The sequence below is a fragment of the Acrocarpospora macrocephala genome, assembly GCF_009687865.1.
In the GTDB taxonomy this organism is placed as follows: domain Bacteria; phylum Actinomycetota; class Actinomycetes; order Streptosporangiales; family Streptosporangiaceae; genus Acrocarpospora; species Acrocarpospora macrocephala.
On the sequence record NZ_BLAE01000017.1, the window covers coordinates 134,288 to 156,300 of the forward strand.

The 22,013-nt window shown below is 69.9% G+C and carries 18 protein-coding genes and 1 CRISPR repeat array; of the genes, 4 read left to right on the plus strand and 14 right to left on the minus strand.

The window, feature by feature from the left end:
- Position 1: 1 nt before the first annotated feature.
- From Amac_RS16830 to Amac_RS16865, 8 genes are all read right to left on the minus strand, one after another.
- The gene (locus tag Amac_RS16830) at positions 2-373 is read right to left on the minus strand and encodes a DoxX family protein (RefSeq protein WP_155355328.1); all 372 of its coding nucleotides are present in this window, start codon (positions 371-373) and stop codon (positions 2-4) included.
- A gap of 173 nt (positions 374-546) precedes the next feature.
- Positions 547-1,521, minus strand: coding sequence for an arabinan endo-1,5-alpha-L-arabinosidase (locus Amac_RS16835; protein WP_155355329.1), 975 nt, complete (start codon positions 1,519-1,521; stop codon positions 547-549).
- Between the two features lie 8 nt (positions 1,522-1,529).
- A complete protein-coding gene (locus Amac_RS16840) occupies positions 1,530-2,987 on the minus strand; it encodes a family 43 glycosylhydrolase (RefSeq protein ID WP_218041130.1) in 1,458 nt (485 codons plus the stop codon).
- Positions 2,988-3,217: 230 nt separating this feature from the next.
- Positions 3,218-3,979 carry a class I SAM-dependent methyltransferase gene (locus tag Amac_RS16845; protein ID WP_155355331.1) on the minus strand — a complete coding sequence of 254 codons (762 nt, stop codon included), beginning with the start codon at positions 3,977-3,979 and terminating at the stop codon, positions 3,218-3,220.
- Between the two features lie 5 nt (positions 3,980-3,984).
- Positions 3,985-4,974: a hypothetical protein gene (locus Amac_RS16850; protein ID WP_155355332.1), complete on the minus strand. Its 990-nt coding sequence runs from the start codon at positions 4,972-4,974 to the stop codon at positions 3,985-3,987.
- A 62-nt stretch (positions 4,975-5,036) separates the two neighbouring features.
- Positions 5,037-6,518 (minus strand): RCC1-like domain-containing protein, encoded by a 1,482-nt coding sequence (locus tag Amac_RS16855; protein ID WP_170322520.1) that lies wholly within the window; start codon positions 6,516-6,518, stop codon positions 5,037-5,039.
- 170 nt (positions 6,519-6,688) lie between these two features.
- Positions 6,689-7,378, minus strand: a complete 690-nt coding sequence (locus Amac_RS16860) for a zf-HC2 domain-containing protein (RefSeq protein WP_155355334.1) — start codon at positions 7,376-7,378, stop codon at positions 6,689-6,691.
- On the minus strand, positions 7,371-7,883 hold the full coding sequence (locus tag Amac_RS16865) for an RNA polymerase sigma factor (protein ID WP_155355335.1): 513 nt from the start codon (positions 7,881-7,883) through the stop codon (positions 7,371-7,373). The genes Amac_RS16860 and Amac_RS16865 overlap by 8 nt, the downstream gene beginning before the upstream one ends.
- Before the next feature lie 116 nt (positions 7,884-7,999).
- Between Amac_RS16865 and Amac_RS16870 the strand changes: the two genes are divergently transcribed.
- From Amac_RS16870 to Amac_RS16880, 3 genes are read left to right on the plus strand one after another with little or no spacing between them, the layout of a single operon-like run.
- A complete protein-coding gene (locus Amac_RS16870) occupies positions 8,000-9,052 on the plus strand; it encodes an alpha-hydroxy acid oxidase (protein ID WP_218041131.1) in 1,053 nt (350 codons plus the stop codon).
- A complete protein-coding gene (locus Amac_RS16875) occupies positions 9,049-9,714 on the plus strand; it encodes a sulfotransferase family protein (RefSeq protein ID WP_155355337.1) in 666 nt (221 codons plus the stop codon). Before Amac_RS16870 ends, Amac_RS16875 begins: the two co-directional genes overlap by 4 nt.
- A complete protein-coding gene (locus Amac_RS16880) occupies positions 9,714-11,054 on the plus strand; it encodes a cytochrome P450 (protein ID WP_155355338.1) in 1,341 nt (446 codons plus the stop codon). Before Amac_RS16875 ends, Amac_RS16880 begins: the two co-directional genes overlap by 1 nt.
- 292 nt (positions 11,055-11,346) lie before the next feature.
- On the opposite strand, the gene Amac_RS16885 is transcribed toward Amac_RS16880, so the two are convergent.
- Positions 11,347-11,880 (minus strand): hypothetical protein, encoded by a 534-nt coding sequence (locus Amac_RS16885; RefSeq protein ID WP_155355339.1) that lies wholly within the window; start codon positions 11,878-11,880, stop codon positions 11,347-11,349.
- A gap of 135 nt (positions 11,881-12,015) precedes the next feature.
- On the opposite strand from Amac_RS16885, the gene Amac_RS16890 reads away from it, so the two are divergent.
- A complete protein-coding gene (locus Amac_RS16890) occupies positions 12,016-13,635 on the plus strand; it encodes a class I adenylate-forming enzyme family protein (RefSeq protein ID WP_155355340.1) in 1,620 nt (539 codons plus the stop codon).
- A 134-nt stretch (positions 13,636-13,769) separates the two neighbouring features.
- Positions 13,770-14,895: a CRISPR direct-repeat array (repeat unit 28 nt; unit sequence GAACCATCCCCGCATGCGCGGGGCCGAC).
- A 310-nt stretch (positions 14,896-15,205) separates the two neighbouring features.
- Here Amac_RS16890 and Amac_RS16895 read toward each other — a convergent pair.
- The 5 genes from Amac_RS16895 to Amac_RS16915 all read right to left on the minus strand — a co-directional run bounded on the left by Amac_RS16895 (position 15,206) and on the right by Amac_RS16915 (position 21,983).
- Positions 15,206-16,633: an aminotransferase-like domain-containing protein gene (locus Amac_RS16895; RefSeq protein ID WP_170322522.1), complete on the minus strand. Its 1,428-nt coding sequence runs from the start codon at positions 16,631-16,633 to the stop codon at positions 15,206-15,208.
- 105 nt (positions 16,634-16,738) lie between these two features.
- Positions 16,739-18,673, minus strand: coding sequence for a hypothetical protein (locus tag Amac_RS16900; protein ID WP_246268396.1), 1,935 nt, complete (start codon positions 18,671-18,673; stop codon positions 16,739-16,741).
- A 245-nt stretch (positions 18,674-18,918) separates the two neighbouring features.
- Complete coding sequence (locus Amac_RS16905; protein WP_155355342.1) at positions 18,919-20,628, minus strand: monocarboxylic acid transporter; 1,710 nt, start codon at positions 20,626-20,628, stop codon at positions 18,919-18,921.
- Position 20,629: 1 nt separating this feature from the next.
- On the minus strand, positions 20,630-21,031 hold the full coding sequence (locus Amac_RS16910; RefSeq protein ID WP_155355343.1) for a DUF485 domain-containing protein: 402 nt from the start codon (positions 21,029-21,031) through the stop codon (positions 20,630-20,632).
- A gap of 88 nt (positions 21,032-21,119) precedes the next feature.
- Positions 21,120-21,983 carry an NAD(+)/NADH kinase gene (locus Amac_RS16915; protein WP_155355344.1) on the minus strand — a complete coding sequence of 288 codons (864 nt, stop codon included), beginning with the start codon at positions 21,981-21,983 and terminating at the stop codon, positions 21,120-21,122.
- Between the last annotated feature and the right edge of the window lie 30 nt (positions 21,984-22,013).

Below are 22,013 nucleotides of genomic sequence, written 5' to 3' on the forward strand. Positions count from 1 at the left end.
ATCAGAAAGCGTACGTACCGAACCTTCCCCACGCGACGACGGCGGCGAGGGCGAGGAGGACCAGATTGATGACGATCGCCGGGGGCTCCTTGCGGCGCAGGTGGGTGAGGGCGGCGCCGATCATGACGAGGATGAGGCCGGTGGCGGCGAGCGGGGTGAGGATCGGCAGGATGCCGGTGACGGCGGGCAGGATGAGGCCGATCGCGGCCAGCAGTTCGAGGCTGCCGATCGTCTTGATGGCACCGGGAGAGAAGTCCTCGGTCCACGGCAACCCCGCCTTGAGCTTCTCCTTGGGTTGGGTGATCTTCATGACTCCGGCGCCTCCGAAGAGGGCGGCGAGCAGGCCCTGCAGGACCCACAGGAAAACGTTCACATTAGGCTCCCTTGAAACTTGACGCTTCAAGCTATCGGACGTTACTTGAAGCCTCAAGAACTTGACGGGAAGGATTTACGCCCCCGACCAGCAAGTGGAGTCCCGCCCCGGCGGGCGGGGCGGGAGTCGGGTGGGCCGGGGCGTGGTCAGGGCGTCCCGGACCTGTTTAAGGGTCAGTAGACGAAGGGCCAGGCCGAGGCGTCGTACGCGATCTTGTTGATGCCCAGGCGGGCGGTGCCCGCGTTGTCGTAGTAGTGGTAGAAGAGGATGTCACCGTCGACGTCGGCGATGACCGCCTGGTGGCCGGGGCCGTGGATGGAGTCGTGACCGGCCAGGACCTGGGTGCCGCCGCCGGAGGTCATGACGGTTCCGTTGCGGTCGGCGTACGGGCCGGTGATGCTGGTGGAGCGGCCGACCATGATCCGGTAGGTGCTGGAAGCGCCCTGGCAGCAGGTGTCGAAGGACACCCACAGGTAGTAGTACGCACCGCGTTTGACGATGAAGGGCGCTTCGATCGCGGTGGAGCCGCCGGTGCGCTGGGCGATCGAGTGGAGCGTGGTGCCCGACCGGAGGCCGGTGGTCGAATTGAGCGAGATGAGCTTGATGCCCGTCCAGAAGGAGCCGAAGCTCAGCCACCAGGCGCCGGAGCCGTCGACGATCAGGTTGGGGTCGATGGCGTTGTAGGTGCTGGACGAGGTGGTGCTGATGATCGTGCCCTGGTGGGTCCAGGTGCCGGAGGCGCCGGTCGGGCTGGTGGCCAGGAAGATGGCCGAGTTGCGGGAGCCGAACGTGGAGGCCGAGTAGTACATGTAGTAGCGGCCGTTGCGGTAGGAGATGTCGGGCGCCCAGAGGGTGGCACTCCCGCCGGTGTACGACAGCGTCCAGGACGCTCCGCCGGGGAAGGCCACGCCGGCGTTCCGCCAGGCCGTACGGTCTGTGGAGGTTTTCAGGGAGATGTTGTTGCCGGTGGCCGCGAGGAGGTAGCCGCCGGTCGGGGTTTTCACGACCGAGGGGTCGTGGGCGGTGGTGCTGCCGGTGACGACTCCAGGCCCGGGGTACGGAGGTGCCGCCGTGGCGGAATTCACGGGCAAGATGGTGAACGCCAGGAGGATGGCCACGAGGGCTCCGCCCCATTCGATGGTCTTCATGTCGTTCCTCACTGGACCGGGTTGAGGGACCACTGCTGGCAGTTGTTGTTCAGCCAGGTCCACAGGCGGACGTTGGCGCCGTCGCCGGTGCCGCAGTCGGCGACGTCGGCGACCTTGTTGGTCGCGGCATTGACCAACCTGACGAAACCCCCCGTCGTATGCACGAGGCGGAAACGCTGGCAGGTGTTGTTGAGCCAGCTCCACTGCTGGATGTTGGTGCCGTCGGCGGACCCGCAGTTGCTCACGTCCAGGACCTTGCCGCTGGCCACGTTGACCAGCCTGCTGGTGTCGTCGCCCTGGTCCTCGACCCGCCAGCGCTGGTTGTTGCCGCCCGTGCAGGCCCACTGCTGCACGTTCGCGCCGTCCGCGCCGGAGCTCGCGTTGACATCCAGGCACTTGCCGCTGTTGCGGTTGACCAGCGTGTACGCGCTGGGAGTGCTCGCCGTCTCACCGGCCGGCGCGGCGAGCGAAACCCCGGTCCCGACCGGCGTGCCGAAGTTCGGACTGCCGTCGGAGTTCCAGCTGAACCGCTGCGCCCGCGTGGTACGGCCGTTGTCGCAACCCCCACTGGCGGAACTGTTGGCGTGATAGACGATCCAGTTCTCGGTGCCGTTCGGGGAGGTGAAGAAGCCGTTGTGGCCAGGGCCGTACACGCTGCCGGACTGCTGGAACACCGGCGTGGACTTCTTGGCCCAGGACGCGGCGCTGAGCGGATTTCCGCCGTTGTACGTGAGCTGGCCCAGACGATAGTTGGGCCCCCAGCACGCGCTGGCGGAGTAGATGATGAAGGTCTGCCCGTTCCGTTGCAGCGCTTCCGGGCCTTCGTTGACCGTGCCGCCCTGGGTCTCCCAGCTGTAGGACGGACTGGAGATCAGGCTGAACGTGCTACCGCTGATCGTGTACGGATTGCTCATCGGCGCGATCACCAGGCTCTGCGCGCTGCCGTTCACGAAGCCACTGCCGAGCAGGTAGAGCGACCCGTTGAGCTGCATCGGACTGGCGTCGATGAGCCATCCCCCGGGCGCGAGATTCGAACCCGTCAGGATATTCCGGTATGTGTACGGCCCGAGCGGGTCGCTCCCCGCGCTTTCCAGGACATGCGTGCGCTGGCTGTCACAGCAGGCCGCCCCGATCGCCCCGGCTGAGTAGTACAGATACCACCGGTTGTTGAACATATGGAGTTCGGGCGCCCAGATGTTGGTCCCCCGGGACGCGGTCCCGTCCTGCCAGACCTGCACGCTGGGCGCATTAGCAAGCCCACCCAAAGTCGGAGATTTCCGGATCACGAGCGTGTTCGTGAACGATGTGGTGATCAGGTAGTAGTTGCCGTTGTAGTAGCGCAGCCAGGGATCTGCCCCTTTCTGGGATTTGATGGGATTGGTGTACGACGTGGCCGCCGAGGCGGGGAGCCCGGGGACGAGCCCCAGAAGCAGCACGGCCAGCACGACCAGGCTTTTTCGGATCACCACTCCTCCTTGTGTTAGCGCAACCATTCATGCGCCGGAAAGTGCTCCGATGTTTTGCCTGGGATGGTCGGCCCGGCAACCATGGCCTGTCAATGACCCCGAACTACCCGTTCGCCGCGCCAGCCGCTTTATCGGCCGCGAATGAAACATTCACCGGATCGCCGTTCGCGACATTGGCTCTTTAGAACGCTCGAATGCCGCCGAACAAACTCTCTTGTGAGCGATAACACCTATTTCTTCCTGGCTATGACAAATAGAACGGGCATGTCGCAGATGCTCGGATCGTCAGCGAACTCGGCCATCCGGGCCAGGTAGCGAGCCTCCGCCGCCGGTACCTCCGGATTGAGCGGATTGCGCGCGTTGCTCCGCCACAGCTCGGCCGCAGGCAGCGGCGGCCGGCGCACCACGTCGCTGACGATGCGATCGACCCGGAACCCGGCCTTCTCGCACGCGTCCCGGCTGGCACGTTCACTGCCGAGCGCCGCCATCGGGTCGGCGACCGGCACGCCCACCTCGGCCGCGCATTCGCGAAACACCCGCGACGACACAGGAAAGCCCGCTCGCATGGCCGAGTACGCCAGCATGCCCCCCGGTTTGAGCACCCGATGCCAGGCGGCCAGCGCCCGCCCGGCGTCCAGGTAGAGCACGCTCGACGAGCACAACACCACATCAAACGACTCGGGGGAGAACTCCACCAAAGCGGTCGCGTCCGCCTTCTGGTAGCGGATGTTGCCTAACCCCGACTTCGCCAGCAGGACTTCGGCCTCGCGGAGCATGCCCGCGGAGATGTCCACACCGACCACCTCGCCCACCGGGCCGATCGCCCGTGCGGCGGCGAGCGCGGCCAGCCCGGTGCCGGTGGCGGCGTCCAGGACGGAGCTCCCCGGCGGCAGCTCCGCCAGCTCCACCAATCGCTCGGCATATCCGACATGCCAGCTCAAATCGCCATATGTGCTGGCCCGCTGGTCGAAGTACGACTCGTTGAGTCCCATGAGTCTCAGAATGTCGGGAAAACCGGGATCCGGTGCAGGCTGACCTCCAGGACGGTCGCCGTCGCCTTGGGTTCCTCGGTGAAGTAGAACTCGGCGGTCACGTCGCAGCAGTACGGCGCGCCCGGCACCTCCACCCGATAGACCCGGGTATGCGGGCTGTCCCAATGCACCCGAGGCGGCACGAACCCCACCCCCAGCAACGCGTCCAGATCAGCCCGGATCAGCGACGTGGACGACGGCTGGATCTTCACGTATTTGAACCGCCCGCCCCGGCTGCTGATCAGCAGCTCCGCGGCCCCGGGCGGCGGCGGCTCCACCGCGACCTCGCCCCGGCGCGGCACCAGCTCGCCCAGCAACCCGAGCGACCCCGCCACCAGCACGGGATCGTCCATGCTCAACCGGCAGAGCGTCTGCGCCCACGACAGCAGCAGCCCGGCGTCCAGCGGCACCCCCGACCGCCGCCGCCCCCGCGCCTCCGCCAGCTCCACCAGATGCCGCGGCACCGGCGGCCGGGCCCACGCGGCCGGCCAGTCCTCCAGGTCGAGATGCTCGTGCCCGTTCACGATCAGCGTGTACAGCGGCTCCGCCGGGAAATCGTTGACCCGGATCACCAGCGCGTCCGCACCGGCGGACGCCTCGTACGGAAACTCGCCGTCCCCGGTGTGCGCCCACCCGATCGCCGTCGCCGTGTAGTCACGCGGCGACCTGCCCTCGACCAGCGCGGCCAGCTGCTCCAGCAGCTCCTCCGGCACGCACCACGCCTCCTGGTCGCCCAGGCTGACCCGCAGCCGGTTGCCCAGCCGATCGAAGGAGAGCTCCTGGAACCCGATGTCGTGCCCGGCCCTGATCCGGGTGATCACATCGTGCACGCCCGTGCTGTCCAGCCAGCCGTGCTCGATGGCGGAGACCACGTGGTTCCAGCAGTCGCGAAGCCCGGGATCCACGGGCCGGACACGCCGAGCCGCGGCCAGGAGCTGAGGGTCGAGGTCTGGCATGGGTGGATCCTTTCGACGACCGGCCGCCCGCTCATCTCAACGGACGGCCAGTCGCCGCAGGCTCACGACACCGGATCGGTGATAAGGATGTCGAGAGTCGTGGTGGCGGTGGAAGCGGGGAGGCTGGCCGTGCCGATGAGGGCAACGGTAGATGATTCGCCATGTGATGGCATGGTTTGCGGGTCGGCGGTAAATGTCACATTAACGGTCTCGCCGACCGGTATCGACCCCGAGCCGAAGGTCGCTGTCACACCCGCCGGCAGCGCGAGGGCGGAGGAGGGCGGCGCCGTGCCCAGGCTGACCACCTGATGCGAGCCGTTGACAGGAACCACGGTCACGTTGAGGGTGACCGAACCACCGGCGGGCAGGTCGATGGCATCCCGCTCGACCTCCAGCCGGAATCCCGGCGGCGGGACCGGGCGGACGACCAGGGTGTGCGAGGAGGTGCCGAACGCGGGGCGTAGCCCGGCGTCGATCTCCGTCACCCCGGTGAGGCCGGGGACCGGGACCGGGGTCAGCCGGTTGGTCGTGGTGCCGTCGCCGAGCTGGCCCAGGTAGTTGAGGCCCCACGACCGCACCGTGCCGTCGCCGCGCCGGGCGGCGCTGAACCAGAACCCGGCCGTGACCTGCGTGACGCCGGTCAGCCCCGGCACCGGGCCCGGCACGTTCCGCGCGGTCGTCGTGCCGTCGCCGAGCTGGCCGCCGAAATTGTCACCCCAAGTCAGGACGGTGCCGTTCGCGAGCGCGGCGATGCTGTGGTTCTCCCCGGCCGCGATGTCGGCCGCGGTCGCCGTGCCGCTCCCGCCGTAGACGTAGCCGGGCACGTTGCGGTTCTCCGACGTGCCGTCACCGAGCTGCCCGGAGCCGTTCTGGCCCCAGGTGTAGATGGAGCCACCGGACGTCAGGGCCATGCTGTGCGCCATGCCCGCCGCCACCTTGACCACCTTGATGGTGGTTCCGTGCCCCCCGTGCAGGTGCACCGGGACCGGGCTCAGCCTGGTCACCTCGCTCACGTCGCCGAGCTGCCCGAACTGATTCCAGCCCCACGCGAAAGCCCGGCCGTCGGACCGTACGGCAAGGCTGTGCGAGGTCCCCGCGGCGACCTCCACGATCGCCTCCAGGCCCGGCACCTGAACCGGCGTGTCCCGGGCTTCCTGGGTGCCGTCCCCGAGCTGGCCCTCCTCGTTGGCGCCCCAGGCCCAGACGGTGCCGTCGGATCGCACGGCCAGCGTGTGGTCCCTGCCCGCGGCGATCCTGGTGACGCCGGTCAGGCCCGGCACCTGGACGGGCACCACCGAACCGCCGCCCCAGGTCCAGACGGTGCCATCGGCGGCGATGGCCGCGCTGTGGTTGCCGCCCGAGGCGACCTCGACGAAGCCCAGGCCAGGGTCGCGCACGCCGACCGGAGTCATCCGGTTGACCGTGCCTCCGTCGCCCAGCTGACCCGAGGCGCCGAAACCCCACGCGGCGGCATGCGTCCACCCGCCCGGGGCGTTCGGCTTCGGGGCACCCGCCGCCGTGCTCATGATGACCGTCGCGGCCATCAGGAAAACCATTCCGGCCGCGCGCGTACGCCGACCGGTTCCGTGCTGTTTGGCCGGCGCGGAAACACTCGACTGATGACGCGACATCGGCTCACCTCCGGTCCCCATTGGACCGGTGCAACGGCAAGACGCGACAGTTCCACTTCTGGGTCGAAATTGCGGCGAAGTGGTCAGGTCGATCGCGGCGGGCCGAACCCCGCGATCAAGTAGTTCAGGTCATCCGCGCCGGTCAGGCTGACCTGAGCGATCCCCGACACGGGCACATCGATCGTGCGCCCCCAGGCCCCGGTCCCCGCCTGCACCATGATCGTGCCCAGTGTCTCGTTCCGCCCGTCCCGTGTGGTCAACCGGACCGTGTACGGCCCGCCGGTCGTGCCGTACTGCACGGTAATGAAGATCCACGAGGGCTTGCCCTGATACGCGAAGATCCGCCCGGCGGTGCTGCCGTCCGGGGCGGCGAAGGTCTTGGCCGTCATGTAACGCCCGTTGGCGGCCGCCAGCGTACGGCGATAGCTGTCGGCCATCCGGCGGTCGTCGGCGGTGACCTGCCACATCCCGACCCCGCCCAGCACCACCGCCACCATGAACGCCGCCGCCAGCCGCAGCCTGCCCCGCCAGCGCCGGCGCGGCGGGTTCAGCGCGGCCAGCACCTTCAGCTCGAATCCCGGCGGCGGCTCCACCGCGGGCGCCAGCGGCAGCAGCTCGTCCACCACGAACGCGGCGGCCTCGAGCTCGCGGTGGCAGTCGGTGCAGGTGGCCAGATGCCTGAGGGCGCGGGCCCGCTCGTCGCCCGCGGCCACCCCGGCGGCGAGTTCGGGGATCAGCTCCCGGACGGCCGCGCACTCCGGTGTCTCAGTCATCGCTCACCCCCAGCTCGTGCCGCAGTTTCGCCAGGCCTCTCCTGATCCGGGTCTTGACGGTGCCGAGCGGGATGCCCTCCCGGTCGGCGATCTCCTTGGCGGTCAATCCGTAAAATACTGACATCACGATGGGGCGGCTCTGTTCCAAGGGCAGCGCCTGTAATCCGGCGCGGAGCTGGTCGGATCCGTACGGATCGGTCTCGAAGGGATCCTCGGTCGCGGCGGGCTGGAGCGCCCGCAGCAGCGGTTCGGGGTCGGCGCGATGTTTGTGGCGCAGCCGGATGGCGTCCACGGCCAGATTACGGGTGATCGTGAGCAGCCACGTCGCCACCCGCCCCCGCCGGGGATCGTAGGTCGCGGCATGCCGCCACACCCGGACAAACGCCTCCTGCGCCACCTCCTCGGCCAGGCCGGTATCGCCCACCACGCTCAACGCCAGCCCGAACACCCGGGCCTGAAACCTCCGGACGAAGGCCGCGGCGGCCTCCGCGTCGCCCGAAGCCATCCCCGCGACGAGAGATTCATCCGACAGTGCCACACGCCTACGACGAATCCCGAAGCCAACCGGTTCAGTGAATCTTTTACTGATTTTTCGCCGTATTACCGGGCGTGGAGGCCAACGTGAACGTGCGGGACTTCGAGGCTGCGGCGAAAGCCGTCCTCGACCCCGTGCATTTCGACTACTTCGCGTCCGGTGCGCAGGACGAACTCACCGTACGGGCCAACGAGGCGGCATTCCGGCGCCTCGCCCTGGTGCCCCGGATCCTGCGCGGCCACAAACCCCCTCGTCTCGGCCGCACCGTGCTCGGCAGCCAGGCCTCCATGCCGATCATGATCGCGCCCACCGCATTCCACCGGCTCGCCCACCCCGACGGTGAGCGGGCCAGCGTCAGGGCCGCGGCCGAGGCGGGGGTCATCATGATCGCCGCCATGCTCGCCACCGTGGCGATCGAGGACATGGCCGACGAGGCCCGCAAGGTCGCCGACGACCCCGCCCTCTGGTTCCAGCTCTACCTCCAGCCCGACCTGGGCTTCACCGAGGCGATCGTCCGCCGCGCCGAAGCGGCGGGTGTCGCCGCGCTGGTCGTCACCGTGGACTCCCCGGCCCTCGGCCGCAACGAGCGCGGCGACCGCAACGACTTCCACGACCTGCCGCCCGGTATCCGCTGCGAGAACCTCCGCGAGGCCGGCGGGGACGTGCGCGGCGTGGTGCTCTCCCCGGAGATCTCCTGGCGGCACCTCGACTGGCTGCGCGGCATCACCACGCTGCCGATCGTGCTCAAAGGCGTGCTGCACCCGGCCGACGCGGAGCTTGCCCAGCGCCGCGGCATCGACGCGATCATCGTGTCCAACCACGGCGGGCGGCAGCTGGACGGCACCCCGCCCGCCGTCGACCGGCTGCGGGTGATCGCGGACGTGGTCGGCGGTGAGCTCCCGCTGCTGGTGGACGGCGGCATCCGGCGGGGCACCGATGTGGTCAAGACGCTCGCCCTGGGCGCGACCGCCGCCGCGATCGGCCGCCCCGTGCTGTGGGGTCTGGCCGCGGGCGGCGAGGAAGGCGTCGCCCGGGTGCTCGACCTGCTCCGAATCGAGCTGCTCAACGCGCTCACGCTATGCGGCTGCGACTCGGTCGAGTCGGTGCCACGCGATCTCGTCAGCCAAGGAGCCATGTGAAGATCATTGGGGCCGGCGTCGGCCGGACCGGGACACTCTCGCTCAAGTCGGCGCTGGAGGTGCTCGGCCTCGGGCCCTGCTTCCACGGCCGCCACGTGCTCGACCACCCGGAACGGCTCCCCCTGTGGGAAGCGGCGGCCGAGGGCCGGCCGGTCGACTGGACGGCCGTGTTCCGCGGCTACCGCTCCACCGTGGACTGGCCCGGCGCGGCCTACTGGCGGGAACTGCGCGCCGCCTTCCCGGACGCGAAGATCATCCTCACCGTCCGCGAACCCGACGGCTGGTACGAAAGCGTCAACCGCACCATCTACCCCATGTTCGGCAGCGGCGCCGACCCCCGCGCCCAGCACGCCCTGCGCGTCGTGCCCGGACTCGACGTGTTCACCGCCTTCCACCGGCGCATGATCTGGAACGGCTTCTTCGGCGGCAGGTTCGCCGACCGCGACCACGCCATCGCCGTCTACCAGCAGCACAACGCGGCCGTCAGGCGCGAGGTCCCCACCGACCGGCTGCTGGTCGTCCAGCCCGGCGACGGCTGGCAGCCGCTGTGCGACTTCCTCGGGCTGCCGGTGCCGGTCGAACCGTACCCGCATCTCAACGACCCCGACCGGTTCTGGGGGCGGGTGGCGGCGCGGATGGCGGAAGCGCTCCAGGAGGGCTGATGGTGCCGCTCATCGGGGGCGTGCTGGTGGTGGCGAGCCTGCCGTACTGGGTGCCGAGAGCGGTGATCGCCCTGCGGATGTGGATCTTCGCCAGGATCAACGGCGAGGAAGGCATCCCGGTCCCCGGGGAACTCGTCCCCATCGAGCGGTTCCGCCAGGTCTACGCAGATCCGGCCGCCAATGGGCGAAGCCACGGCGCCAAGCTGTCCGACCTGTTCTGGTACTGGCTGTCGCCGGGTGCCGAAATCCACCAGGAACACCTGGAACCCGGCGAACGCTACGACGAGGTCGCCCGCGCCACCCGCCGCTTCCTCTCCCTGCCCACCGCCGACGTCACCGCCCTCGCCGTCCGCTGCGCCGGCCGCGCCCAGATCCGCCGCTCGGTACGGCTACGCGACCTGATGATGCCCGTCTGGGCGGAGTTCTTCTACGAACTCGTCTTCGCCGAACGCTGCCCCCGCCACGCCCGCGACCTGATCGTCGCCAACGCCGACGATGTGGTCACCGCGCTCAAATTCTGCGGCCTGCGCCACATGGACCGCCGCCACCGCCTCACCGCCTACCTCGAAACCCGCCTCGACGACGTACGGCATCCGCTCCCCGCCGGCCTCACCCGCCACGAGCAGGCCCTCTACCTGCAGGGCACGTTCTTCAACACGGCCGTCGTGCAGCAGTCGGAGGCGTCCGCGCACATCCTCATGTCCCTGGCCAGGCATCCCCACGGCGACCTCGCCCACATCATCGAGGAGACCTTTCGGCTCTACCCGCTGTTCGGCATCGCCCACCGCGTCACCTCCGCCGACATCACCGTGGACGAGACCACGGTGCTGCCCGCCGGATCCGTGCTCTGCTTCAACTACCCGGCCTTCCACCGGGCCGGATTCGAGCGCCCCGACGAGTTCGACCCCAGCCGGTGGGAACGCCTGTCCGTCAAGCACGCCAACCACATCCCGTACGGGATCGCCGCCAACCGCCCCTGCCCCGCCTGGCGGCTCTCCCCGATCGCCCTGCGCGCGGCGATCGCCGAGCTGCTCCGGCGCTACCGCTTCCACAGCACAGCCGCCCACACCCGCTCGCTGCCCAACCGCGGACCCTGCCTCGTCCTGCCGCGCGGCTCCCGGCCGTCCCCGCTCGCCCTGGCGTTCATCAGGGTCAGGGATCGCTGGGAGGACGTCGGGCGCGGGCTCGTCCAGCTCTGCCTGGGCACCTACATGGTCTGGGACGCCCGGCGGGAACGGCTGTGCGAGCGCCACTTCGCCGCCAGCGGCCACAGCAGGCCGACCCCCGCGAGCAGCAGCAGCGAGGTCACGATCCACTCGTTGGAACCGCCGGGGCCGTAGACGTAGGCGCGGCGGCCGATGTCGATCGCGGGCACGCGCTGGCCCTGGGTGAGGGCGGCGCTGCCGTACAGGTAGACGTCGCGGTTCTCGCCGTCGGCCGTGAACGTGCCGTACCAGGAGCAGGCCTCGTGGCCGAGGTGGGAGACACACCGGGAGAAGCCGGCGGTGAACGTGCCCTGAACGCCCTCCGCCCGGGCCGCCCGCAAGGCCGGGCCGATGGCCGGCACGGCCAGCGCCAGCAGGAGCACCGCCGCCGCGGTCGCCACGGCGACGGTGAACCCCGACGGCCCGCTCAGGCGCGCGCGCACGTGCACGCGGCGTCGTCGGACGGCTTACGGTGCAGGATCACCGCCACCACCATCGGGATGAAGACCAGCGTGTTGTAGAACAGGTGCAGCTCGACCCGGGGCACGATCAGCTGCACGATGCTGGTCGGCACGGGCTTGCCCGCCAGGAACAGCCCCGACTGCGCCTGGAAGAGCAGAAGCAGATGCTCCAGGTGATGCCAGACCTGGATGCCGAGCGAGATGTTCCACCACGTTCGAGCCGTTCCCGTGAACCCCTTGCGAAGCACGATCAGACCGACGAGCATGATCAACGCGTACCCGTAGTGCAGCGCCTCGGACTTGATCACCCACGGGAAGAACTGGCCCAGCACGCCGCGCGATTCGGGGACCGGCCAGCCCAGACCCCAGATCTGGATGGCCTGGACGATGTGCTCGGCCCAGTGGGCGATGACGATGAACAGGAAGACATTGAGCGCTGTGCGGTGACCCCCCGCGTTGAGGGACTGCCACCTACCTCCACGGATCGGAATAGCCGTCATCGGCGTCTCCTTGGTAATTGTCTACCTTGGCACTCTGTTGTACGGGAAATAGGTGGCGGTGAGATTCCCCGGCGTGGCTTGAATCCCGTGGCTTTTCCCCTGCCGTATTACCGACGACCCCTCAGGAGGAGATCGATGTTCCCGGCCCCCGTACTTGACGCGCTGCGGATATCGCCGAGCCGTACCGCCATCGAGCACGGAGGGCGCGAGATCACCCGCGGTGACCTGCTCACCGCCGTCGCGCGCATCGCCACCGGCCTACGCGCCGCCGGCCTCGGCCCCGGCAAGGGCGTCGCCATGATGACCAGCACCTCTCCCGACGCCTACGCCGCCCACCTGGCCGCCCACGCCCTCGGCTGCCGCGTCGCCGCCTTCCGCCCCCGCTGGAGCGCCGACCAAATCGCCCACGCCCTCGCCTACCAATTCGACGCCCTCATCGTCGACCCCGGCACCCACGCCGCCTACCTGAAGGTCCCGAATCCCGACTCCGGTCCCCGCATGGGCGACCCTGGCGTCCGCTCCACTGACTTGAAGGTCCCGAGCCCCGACTCCGGTCCCCGCATGGGCGACCCTGGCGTCCGCTCCACTGACCTGAAAGTCCCGGACCTCGACGCCCGCCTTGGCGATTTACGTGTCCCTGTCCTCGACACCGCTAAATTGCTTGACCACCCGGCCGACCCGCTCACCATCGACGCCCGCCCCGGCGACATCGCCCGGCTCACCTTCACCAGTGGCAGCACCGGCCAGCCCAAAGGCTGCGCCCAGACCTACCGCGCCTTCAGCCTCGCCTACCAGCGCGACGACTGGCCACCCCAGCTGGCCGCACTGATGACCCATTTCCAGCGCTGCCTCGTCCACGAGAGCCTGGCCAGCCCCGTCATGATGACCTATTTAGGCCGCTGCCTCGTCACCGGCGGCACCGCCATCATGACCAGCGAGCCCCTCACCCCCGACCTCATCGATCGCCACCGCGTCACCGCCACCATGATGCCCCCGCCCCGCCTGCACGTCCTCCTCGCCACCCTCCACCAACGCCCCGCCGACCTCTCCACCCTGCGCGCCGTCGTCCTCGGCGGCTCCCCAGCCGACCCCGGCCTCCTCACCGCCGCCATGGACCGCCTCGGCCCCATCATCTGGCAGGGGTACGGCCAGGCGGAAGGCGGCGTAATCTCCATGCTCACCCCGACCGACATCACCACCTGCCCCGACGCCCTCACCACGGTCGGCCGCCCCCTCCCCACCGTCGAACTAAGCGTCCGCAACTACGACAACCGCCCGGGCACCCCCGGCGAGATCTGGGTCCGGAGCCCTCACATGATGACCCGCTACTGGAACGACCCCGACCAGACCGCCGAGGTCCTGCAAGACGGCTGGCTCCACACCCGCGACATCGGCTACGTCGGCCCCGACGGCCTCCTCCGCCTGACCGGCCGCAGCCGCGACGTCATCCTCGTCAACGCCGAAGTCTGCTACCCCACCGCCATCGAACGCGTCCTCACCACCCACCCCTCCGTCTCCGCCGCCTACGTCACCAGCACCCCCGACCCCACCACCGGCGACGCCATCCACGCTTTCGTCGTCCCCACCCCCGGCCACCAAATAGACAACGCGGTCCTCCAGTCCCTCATCCAGTCATCCCTGAGCAAAGCGCACACCCCCAAGACGATCACCGTCCTCACATCCGTCCCCACCACCCCCGCTGGCAAGCCCGACATGCGCGCCTTGGCAGCCCTTCTCCCGCTCCTCAGCCCATGATTCGTGGTTGCCCGGTCCCGAACCACCCTCCTGGCAGACCTTGGACCGATGCCTTTGTGAGATTGTTCCCCGGCTCGAAAGAATGGGATCATTCCTGGCGCCGACAAGGGACGCGATCTGCCGGGTGATCCGGGGAACCATCCCCGCATGCGCGGGGCCGACGCGGAAATCGCGGGCATCGCCGGTGGTGCCGGAGAACCATCCCCGCATGCGCGGGGCCGACGCCGCCGGGGTGGGGTTCCTGGCCTGGCACCGCGAACCATCCCCGCATGCGCGGGGCCGACCGGCTCCCGCACTGGCTTTACGAGCCGGTCCAGGAACCATCCCCGCATGCGCGGGGCCGACACCTGCCAGCGGCGGATCATCGTCCCCGGCGCAGAACCATCCCCGCATGCGCGGGGCCGACCGCGGGGCTCCGATGTCGGGTCGGGGCCCTGCAGAACCATCCCCGCATGCGCGGGGCCGACGTCGACTTCTTTGCGGAGGTCGTCGATGTCGCGGAACCATCCCCGCATGCGCGGGGCCGACCGGAATGATCAGCCCCCCTGGTGACCGTAGGGAGAACCATCCCCGCATGCGCGGGGCCGACCGCGCGACGTGCCGTCTTGGGTGATACCCCAAAGAACCATCCCCGCATGCGCGGGGCCGACTTGGTGGCTTCTTCGGGCACCTCGATGCCGGGGGAACCATCCCCGCATGCGCGGGGCCGACGGCGCGAGGAACGCCAGCAGCTCCGACGCGTCGGAATCATCCCCGCATGCGCGGGGCCGACGCAGTACCCCCGGAGACCCGGGAGACTCCCGCAGAACCATCCCCGCATGCGCGGGGCCGACGCCGCGCAGATCATGGGCATGGAGCTGAAGCAGGAACCATCCCCGCATGCGCGGGGCCGACGGATAGGTCGAGTCCATGGTCATGAAGTAACGGGAACCATCCCCGCATGCGCGGGGCCGACCCCTTCGTGGCGCGTCGAACGACATCGTCAGGTGAACCATCCCCGCATGCGCGGGGCCGACGCCGGCGAACACAGCGTCCATGGCTGTCGAGAGGAACCATCCCCGCATGCGCGGGGCCGACGCGGGCGGCTTATCGCGGCCATGACGGAAGAAGGAACCATCCCCGCATGCGCGGGGCCGACGTCTGCTACCCCACCGCCATCGAACGCGTCCTCGAACCATCCCCGCATGCGCGGGGCCGACGCGTATTTGGCCGGAGCTGCCTCCCAGGAGAAGGAACCATCCCCGCATGCGCGGGGCCGACACTTGCTGACCTGGGAACTTAGCGGCGGAAGGTCTTGGAATTCTTTAGTTGCCTAGCGGGTGGGTGCTCGCTTGCCAACTATGCTGCCCTTCAGAAACGGTCTTCGTGGTAGAGCTGGATTGAACGATACAGCGGCCCCACGGGGCGAGTGCGCCCGAACCCTCCCCCTATGAGCGCAGGGCCGACACCTAATACTGGTCTCAAAGACGGTGCCCAAAGACCATCCCCGTAAGCGTAGGGTCGGATGCCTCCAGGACGGCTGGCTCTACACCCGCGACATCGACTACCTCGGCCCTGACGGCCACCTCTGTCAGGCCACTGTTCTGGTGCGGCCCGCCGTGCGGCGGGTGAGGCCCTGGTTGTCGAGGGTGGTGGTGAGGGTGCGGAGGGCGCGGCGGAGGGTCATTTCGTCGAGGTGGCCGTAGCCGAGGACGATGCCGTTTTTGGGGTGGCTGTGGGGGTGGTAGTAGTCGGCGAGGGTGGTGACGATTACGCCGCGGTCGCGGAGGGTGTGGGTCAGGCGGGTGGCGGGGAGGGCGGGAGGGAGGAGGAGGGTGGCGGCGGAGCCGGTGTCGGAGCCGAGGAGGCTGGTGTCGGGGTAGGCGCCGAGGGACTGGTGGAGCAGGGTGCGGCGCTGGGCGTAGAGGCTGGAGAGGCGGTCCACGCGGCGGGTGGGGCAGCCGGATCTGAGCAGGTCGGCGGCTACCTGCTGGCACATGTGGGACGGCGGCTCGGGGCCGTACGGCAGTCGCGCCTCGATGCCGGCCAGGAGCGGCCGGGGGACGACCAGGAAGGCGAGGCGCAGCGAGGGTGTGAGCAGGTCGCGGAACGAGCCGTACATCATCGTGCGGGCGGGGTCCGCGGTGGCCAGCACGCTGGGGCGGGGGTTGATGCTGGGGTTGAAGACGCCGTCGAAGGCCGGTTCGATGATCAGGGCGTCGTGGTTGGCGGCCCAGGCCGAGAGGGCGTGGCGCCGGTCGAGGGACATGCGGGCGCCGAGTGGGTCGTTGCGTTCGGGGGTGACGATGACGGCGTCGCAGCCGGGTGGGATCAGGTCGGCGCGGGCGCCGGCGCCGTCGACGGGGATGGGGAGTACGGTGGCGTGCCGGGCGATGGCGTTGCGGAACTCGGGGGGTGCGGGGTTTTCGAGGCCTACGGTCACGGGGCGGTCGCCGGCGCCGGGGAGGGCCAGCCGGAGCGCGTCGGCGTACCCGGAGACGACGATGACCTCGTGGTGGTCGAGGACGAGGCCGCGGGTGTCGCGGAGCAGGGCGGCGATGGCGAAGCGCAGGTCTAGCAGGCCGGCGGCGGGTGGCTCGTCGATGGGCGGGGCGTGGTGGCTGGCGCGGCGCCAGGCGGCGCGCCAGGCGGCGATCGGGAACGCCTCGGAGGTGGGCTGGCCCGGGGTCAGGTCGACCGGGCCCTGCGCGGGGGCCGGAGCGGTGGCTCGGGGCGTGCCGTGCTCGTCGGCGCGGGTGCGTATCGCGACGTAGGTGCCGGAGCCGTGCTTGCCGGTGACGTAGCCGTCGGCGAACAGGAGCTCGTAGGCGGCGAGCGCGACGCCCCGGGAGACCTGGAGCACCTCCGCCATGGTCCGGGTGGACGGCATCCGGGTGCCCGCGGCCAGCTGGCCGGAGTCGATGGCCTGCCGGAGCTGGTGGGCCACCTGGTCGTGGAGCGGTGTGGGCAGGCTCCGGTCTACTCGGATCGGTACGCGTAGTCCTTGCGGGTTACGCATCCTGTCCCCCCGTTCGCGAAGTGGCGCCGATGACGGCGGTGGGCCGCCCTCATCGGCTGCCCCCTCATGAGGAAGGCGTGACATCCCGTTCCATCCGGTGGAACCTCATCGGTCTGCGGGGCGGTAGCAGCAGCGCAAGCCCGTTTGCACGGTGGTGCGTAGTTCGTCGCCGATGACCGGGTCGGCTTCGGTGATCCGGGCCAGGGCGCGCCGGATGGCCTTGCCCACCGCGATCCTGGCTCGCTCCTCGCTGCCGGTGAACCGGCGCACCCGCCCGCTCATGCCGGTGGCCGCGGCCAGCTCGTCCACCAGCCAGTCCCGCTCGGCGCGCAGCGCTTCGGTCCTGCCCAGGTCGTGCTGCGACTCCAGCTCGTCGATCTCGGCTTGCAGCTGGGCGAGCCGCTGCTTGTAGGTGCGCTTGGCCTGCTCGTCCAGGACGGGCTGCCCGGTCTCGGTCTCGCCGTCGATCATGCCGGGTCCGGCGGCCAGGTCGGTGGCCCGGATCTCGCAGCCGGGGTTGGCGATCAGGGTGGCCAGGTGGCGCATGCCGACGCTGTGGTCGACGAGCACGGTCCGCCCGTTCAGGTCGATCTGCCAGTGCCGCCCGTGCCGGCGGCACTTGCCGACGTCCTTGGACTTGATCGGGACGCGCGACTCGGGCACTGAGGGCAGCACCATGCCGAGCTCGGCCGCCTCCTCGGTCGCCTGCGCCATCTCCTGGGCGGCGTCGTCGGTCGGGCCGTTCCGCCGCGCCAGCGCCTGCCCGAGCCGCCACCGCGACAAGACCGCCGCCGGCCAGTGCCCGAGCGCCAGATTGTCCTGTACGGCACCGCGCAGATGATCCACCGCCCGGTCCAGGTCGCCGGTGGTGAGGCTGGCCACGCCGAGCGCGTGCCGGGTCGAGCCGAAGCAGGAGACGCCCAGGCTGACGATCATGGGCAGCCGGGCGAACGGGGCCAGCAGCTGGTAGGCCTCGGCCGAGGTCTCGGCGTCGTCGAGCAGGTGGGCGGCTTCCACGATGCCGTACATGGTGGACAGCCAGCTGCTGGAGCGGGGCAGGTCGGCCAGGTCGCGGCCGCGCAGCCGGGCCAGCATGCCGGCGGCGAGGCGCTTGTCGCCCTTGGCGGCGGAGGCGACCGCGAGGGCCGCGAAGTAGGAGTTGTCGACGGCGCTCAGCATCGGCGAGTTGACCATCTCCAGCAGCACCGGGACGAGTTCGGCGATCCGGCCCTGGTACCAGCGGATGGTGCCGAGCTGGCCGCCGTACCAGCCGGTGGTGTCGACGTCGCCGGCTACGGCGCCGCGCTCGGCGGCCACGTTGGCGAGGTTCTCGGCGTGGCCGAAGCGGCCGGTGCGGACGGCGAGCATGACGTCGATGGCGCTCACCACGAAGCCGACGGCGCGGTTGTCGTGCAGGTCGAGGCGGGAGCGCAGCTCCTCGAGGGCGCGCTCGGCGTGCGGGTCGGCGGCCAGGAAGCGGTCCACGGTCTGCCAGAGCAGGCCCATCAGCAGGTCGCCGCGGCGGCCGGTGCTCCCGGCGGTCGAGACGAGCTCCTCGGCCAGGTCGGCGCGGAGCATGCCGTGCTCGGGCGCGAGCAGGCAGTGGTGGGCGAGGCTGAGCGCTTCGGCGAGGGCCTGCGTGTCCCCGGCGCGGCGGGCCTCTGCGACGATCTTGATGATGGCGGCGTGCTCCGCGGTGCGGTAGTCCTCCTCGCCGGCGAGCCGGGCGCGCAGCCGCAGCGCCAGCGTCGAGCGCGGGTCGATGGCGGACAGGGCGTGCCGCTGGCGCATCCGGATCAGGCCGGCTTCCACGGTGGTGCGGTGCTCGTGCACCCAGACCCCGCCGAGTCCGAGGGCGGCGCGGGCCATCGCGGGGGCGTTGTTCTCGCCCTGGGCCATCCGGTAGGCGTCGTCGAACCACCGCCGTGCCGCCTGCAGGTCGCCGTCCACATACAGCGCTCGTTCCCCGGCGACGAGTGTGAATTCGATGCCGTCGCCGAAGTCAGCTGAGTAGGTCTCCAGCCCCTGTACCAAGCTCACGGCTTCCTCTCATCCTGCAGCTCGATTTCGGTCCTCCCGTATGAGACAAGTGATAGGGGAACCGCTTGCACGTTCCTTGACGGCCGCTTGCTCACACCGAGCTCCGTGACACGTGATGGAACGGAGTGGAACGCCCTACCAGGGTGAGGTTCTGTAGTTGCCAGGTTGTTGCCAGGTCGGCTCGGCGCAGCAGAACTCTCGTTGGTCACAACGGACCGCAAGCGCGGCTGGTTCAGCTTGCGGGGTTATCTCCCTGACGGACGTTTCCCCGCCCGGCGGGCGGCGCGATGTGAGCCGGTGCCGGTCAGCGCGCGGACCGAGAGCTCGTCGTAGCGCTCCTGGTCGGCCTGTTCCCGGCTGAGCAGGGTCCCCGCGACCGCGCACAGGAATCCGAACGGGATCGAGACCAGGCCGGGGTTCTCCAGCGGGAAGAGGTGGAAGTCGATCCCCGCGGGCAGCAACGACAGGCTGGCCCCGGTGTCCGGGTCGACCTTGCCGGAGACCACCGGCGACAGCGCCATCAGCAGCAGCGAGCCGGACAGGCCGCCGTAGATGCCGGCCACCACCCCGGTGGAGTTGAACCGCTTCCAGAACAGCGACAGCACGATGGCGGGCAGGTTGGCGGAGGCGGCCATCGCGAACGCGAGCGCCACCAGGAAGGCCACGTTCAGGTTGCGGGCCACCACCGCGAGCACCACGGCGAGCGCGCCGACCAGGAAGGCGGAGAACCGGGCCACCGCGACCTCCTGCGACTCGCGCGGCCGGCCGAACATCAGCACGTGCCCGAAGTAGTCGTGCGCCAGCGAGGTGGAGGAGGCCAGGACCAGGCCGGAGACCACGGCCAGGATGGTGGCGAAGGCGACGGCGCCGACGAAGGCGAGCAGGATGTCGCCGCCGATCGGGCCGCCGGCGAACTCGCCGAGGGTGTACGCCAGTTGCAGGGCGGCGGTGTTGCCCGCCGGGTCCTGGGCGGCGATGGCGGCCTGGCCGACCACGGCGGTGGCGCCGAAGCCGAGCGCCAGCGTCATCAGGTAGAAGACGCCGACCAGGCCGATCGCCCAGTTGACGGAGGTGCGGGCGGCGCGGGCGTCGGGGACGGTGAAGAACCGGCTGACGATGTGGGGGAGCCCGGCGGTGCCGAGCACGAGGGCGACGGCCAGGCTGATGAAGTCCAGCTTGTTGATCAGCGTGCGCAGCGGGTCGCCCTCGATCTCGCGGCCGTACTTGAGGCCGGGCTGGAGGAAGTCGGCGGCACGGCCGCTGGCCTTGGCGGCGGCGCCGAGCATGTCGCTGAGGTTGAAGCCGAACCGGGCGAGCACGAGCACGGTGAGCACGAGCGTGCCGGCCATCAGCAGCACGGCTTTGATGATCTGCACCCAGGTGGTGCCCTTCATCCCGCCGTAGGTGACGTAGAAGACCATCATCAGGCCGACGATGATGATGGTGAGCACCTTGGCGGCCCCGGCGGACAGGCCGAGGAAGCTCTGGCCGGGGTGGATGCCGAGCAGCAGCGAGACCAGCGCGCCCGCGCCGACCATCTGGGCCAGCAGGTAGAAGACCGAGACGGTGACCGTGGAGACGGCGGCGGCGGTGCGCACCCGGGGCTGCCGCCTGGCCCGGTAGGAGAGCACGTCGGCCATGGTGAAGCGGCCCGCGTTGCGCATCAGCTCGACCAGCAGCAGGGTGAGCAGCCAGGCGACCAGGAAGCCGATGGAGTAGAGGAAGCCGTCGTAGCCGGACAGGGCGATGATGCCGGCGATGCCGAGGAAGGACGCGGCGGACATGTAGTCCCCGGCCAGGGCCAGGCCGTTCTGCGGTCCCGAGAAGGCCCGGCCGCCGGCGTAGAAGTCGTCGGCGTTGCGGGTGTTGGCCCGGGCCCAGATGGTGATGCCGAGGGTGATCAGGATGAACACCAGGAACAGGCCGAAGGTCAGGAACCGCCCGTCGCCCGGCATGTCAGCCCCTCGTCCAGTTCTCGATGCGCCGGCGCTCGGCCATGACCTGTTCGATGTGCTCGCGTTCGGCCTGGCGGCGTTGCGCCTCGTCGCGGAGTTGCGCGGAGAGGGGGTCGAGCATGCGGCGGGCGTAGCGGGTGTAGCGCCAGGCCAGGACGAAGGTGGAGACGAACTGCAGGACGCCGAGCAGGAGCGCCATGTTGATGTGGCCGAAGGCCGGGCGGGCCATGAAATCGCGGGCGAACGCCGACAGCGCGATGTAGAGGAAATACCAGCCCAGGAAAGCGGCGACGAGGGTGGTGGCCAGCCGTCGGAACCGGGCCTTGAGCAGGTGGAACCGGTGGTCGTGGGCGAGAGCGGTGAACTCGCCGGGGACGGTCGGCGTGCGCGGGTCTTCGACCATCCGGCCCTCCGTTGTCACCCTGTGTGCCTATGTCACTCCATAACGAAACCAAACGATTGGGGCGGGTGCTGGCGTTTTCCGGAAAAATCTAGTCGGCTTCGGCGCTGCCGCTCACCCGGAGCTTGCGGCGGGCGCGCTCGTAGAAGGTGGTGGTGCCGAGCCGTACGACATGGGCGGCCGAACGCTGGGCGGAGACGGTGACCGACTGGCCGGGGTTCAGGTGGCCCGCGATCTGGCCGTCCACCTCGACGGCGAGGCGGCCGCTGGAGGGCAGCACGTCCAGGGTGACCTCCTCGTCGATGGACAGGACCAGGGCCCGGTTGAAGGTGGAGTGGGCGGCGGCGGGCACCACCAAGAAGCCCTCGACCGTTGGCGAGACAATTGGGCCGCCTGCCGAGAAGCTGTACGCGGTGGAGCCAGTCGAGGTGGCCACGATCACCGCGTCGGCGGCGAGCCGGACGAACGGGTTGCCCTCCACCGAGACCGACACGGCCGCCAGGCCGTCGCCGGGGGTGCGGACCAGGGCGATGTCGTTGAACGCGCGCACCGCGCCGATGCCGGGCAGCATGGCCTGCACGGCCATTCTCGGCTCGATCGTGTACTGCCGGTTGTCGATGGCGGAGAGCGCGGGCGGCAGCTCCTGCACGTCGATCTCGGCGAGGAAGCCGAGCTTGCCGAGGTTGACGCCGAGGACGGGGGTGCTGCGGCCGGCGTTGAGGCGCATCGCGCGCAGCATCGTCCCGTCGCCGCCCAGGCTGACCAGGAGGTTGGACCGGCCGGCCAGCGAGGCCGCGTCCACGGCGACCGCGCTGCAGTCGATGCGGTCGACCTCCTCCCGCAGGCCGAGCACGGTCACCTGGCGGGCGCGGGCCCAGTCGATGATCGTCTCGATGGCTTCCTTGGAGTCCCGCCGCGGGTGCAGGACGATGCCGACCGTGCTCACCATGCCCATGCGGTAACTGTAGGTGGGGTGGGCTCGCGG

Excerpts from the sequence above, each read along its gene's own strand:
- Amac_RS16835 (WP_155355329.1), bottom strand. The coding sequence starts at position 1,521 with ATGAAGACCATCGAATGGGGCGGAGCCCTCGTGGCCATCCTCCTGGCG.
- Amac_RS16845 (WP_155355331.1), bottom strand. The coding sequence starts at position 3,979 with ATGGGACTCAACGAGTCGTACTTCGACCAGCGGGCCAGCACATATGGC.
- Amac_RS16850 (WP_155355332.1), bottom strand. The coding sequence starts at position 4,974 with ATGCCAGACCTCGACCCTCAGCTCCTGGCCGCGGCTCGGCGTGTCCGG.
- Amac_RS16855 (WP_170322520.1), bottom strand. The coding sequence starts at position 6,518 with ATGGCCGCGACGGTCATCATGAGCACGGCGGCGGGTGCCCCGAAGCCG.
- Amac_RS16860 (WP_155355334.1), bottom strand. The coding sequence starts at position 7,378 with ATGACTGAGACACCGGAGTGCGCGGCCGTCCGGGAGCTGATCCCCGAA.
- Amac_RS16865 (WP_155355335.1), bottom strand. The coding sequence starts at position 7,883 with ATGGCTTCGGGCGACGCGGAGGCCGCCGCGGCCTTCGTCCGGAGGTTT.
- Amac_RS16880 (WP_155355338.1), top strand. The coding sequence starts at position 9,714 with ATGGTGCCGCTCATCGGGGGCGTGCTGGTGGTGGCGAGCCTGCCGTAC.
- Amac_RS16885 (WP_155355339.1), bottom strand. The coding sequence starts at position 11,880 with ATGACGGCTATTCCGATCCGTGGAGGTAGGTGGCAGTCCCTCAACGCG.
- Amac_RS16890 (WP_155355340.1), top strand. The coding sequence starts at position 12,016 with ATGTTCCCGGCCCCCGTACTTGACGCGCTGCGGATATCGCCGAGCCGT.
- Amac_RS16895 (WP_170322522.1), bottom strand. The coding sequence starts at position 16,633 with ATGCGTAACCCGCAAGGACTACGCGTACCGATCCGAGTAGACCGGAGC.
- Amac_RS16905 (WP_155355342.1), bottom strand. The coding sequence starts at position 20,628 with ATGCCGGGCGACGGGCGGTTCCTGACCTTCGGCCTGTTCCTGGTGTTC.
- Amac_RS16910 (WP_155355343.1), bottom strand. The coding sequence starts at position 21,031 with ATGGTCGAAGACCCGCGCACGCCGACCGTCCCCGGCGAGTTCACCGCT.
- Amac_RS16915 (WP_155355344.1), bottom strand. The coding sequence starts at position 21,983 with ATGGGCATGGTGAGCACGGTCGGCATCGTCCTGCACCCGCGGCGGGAC.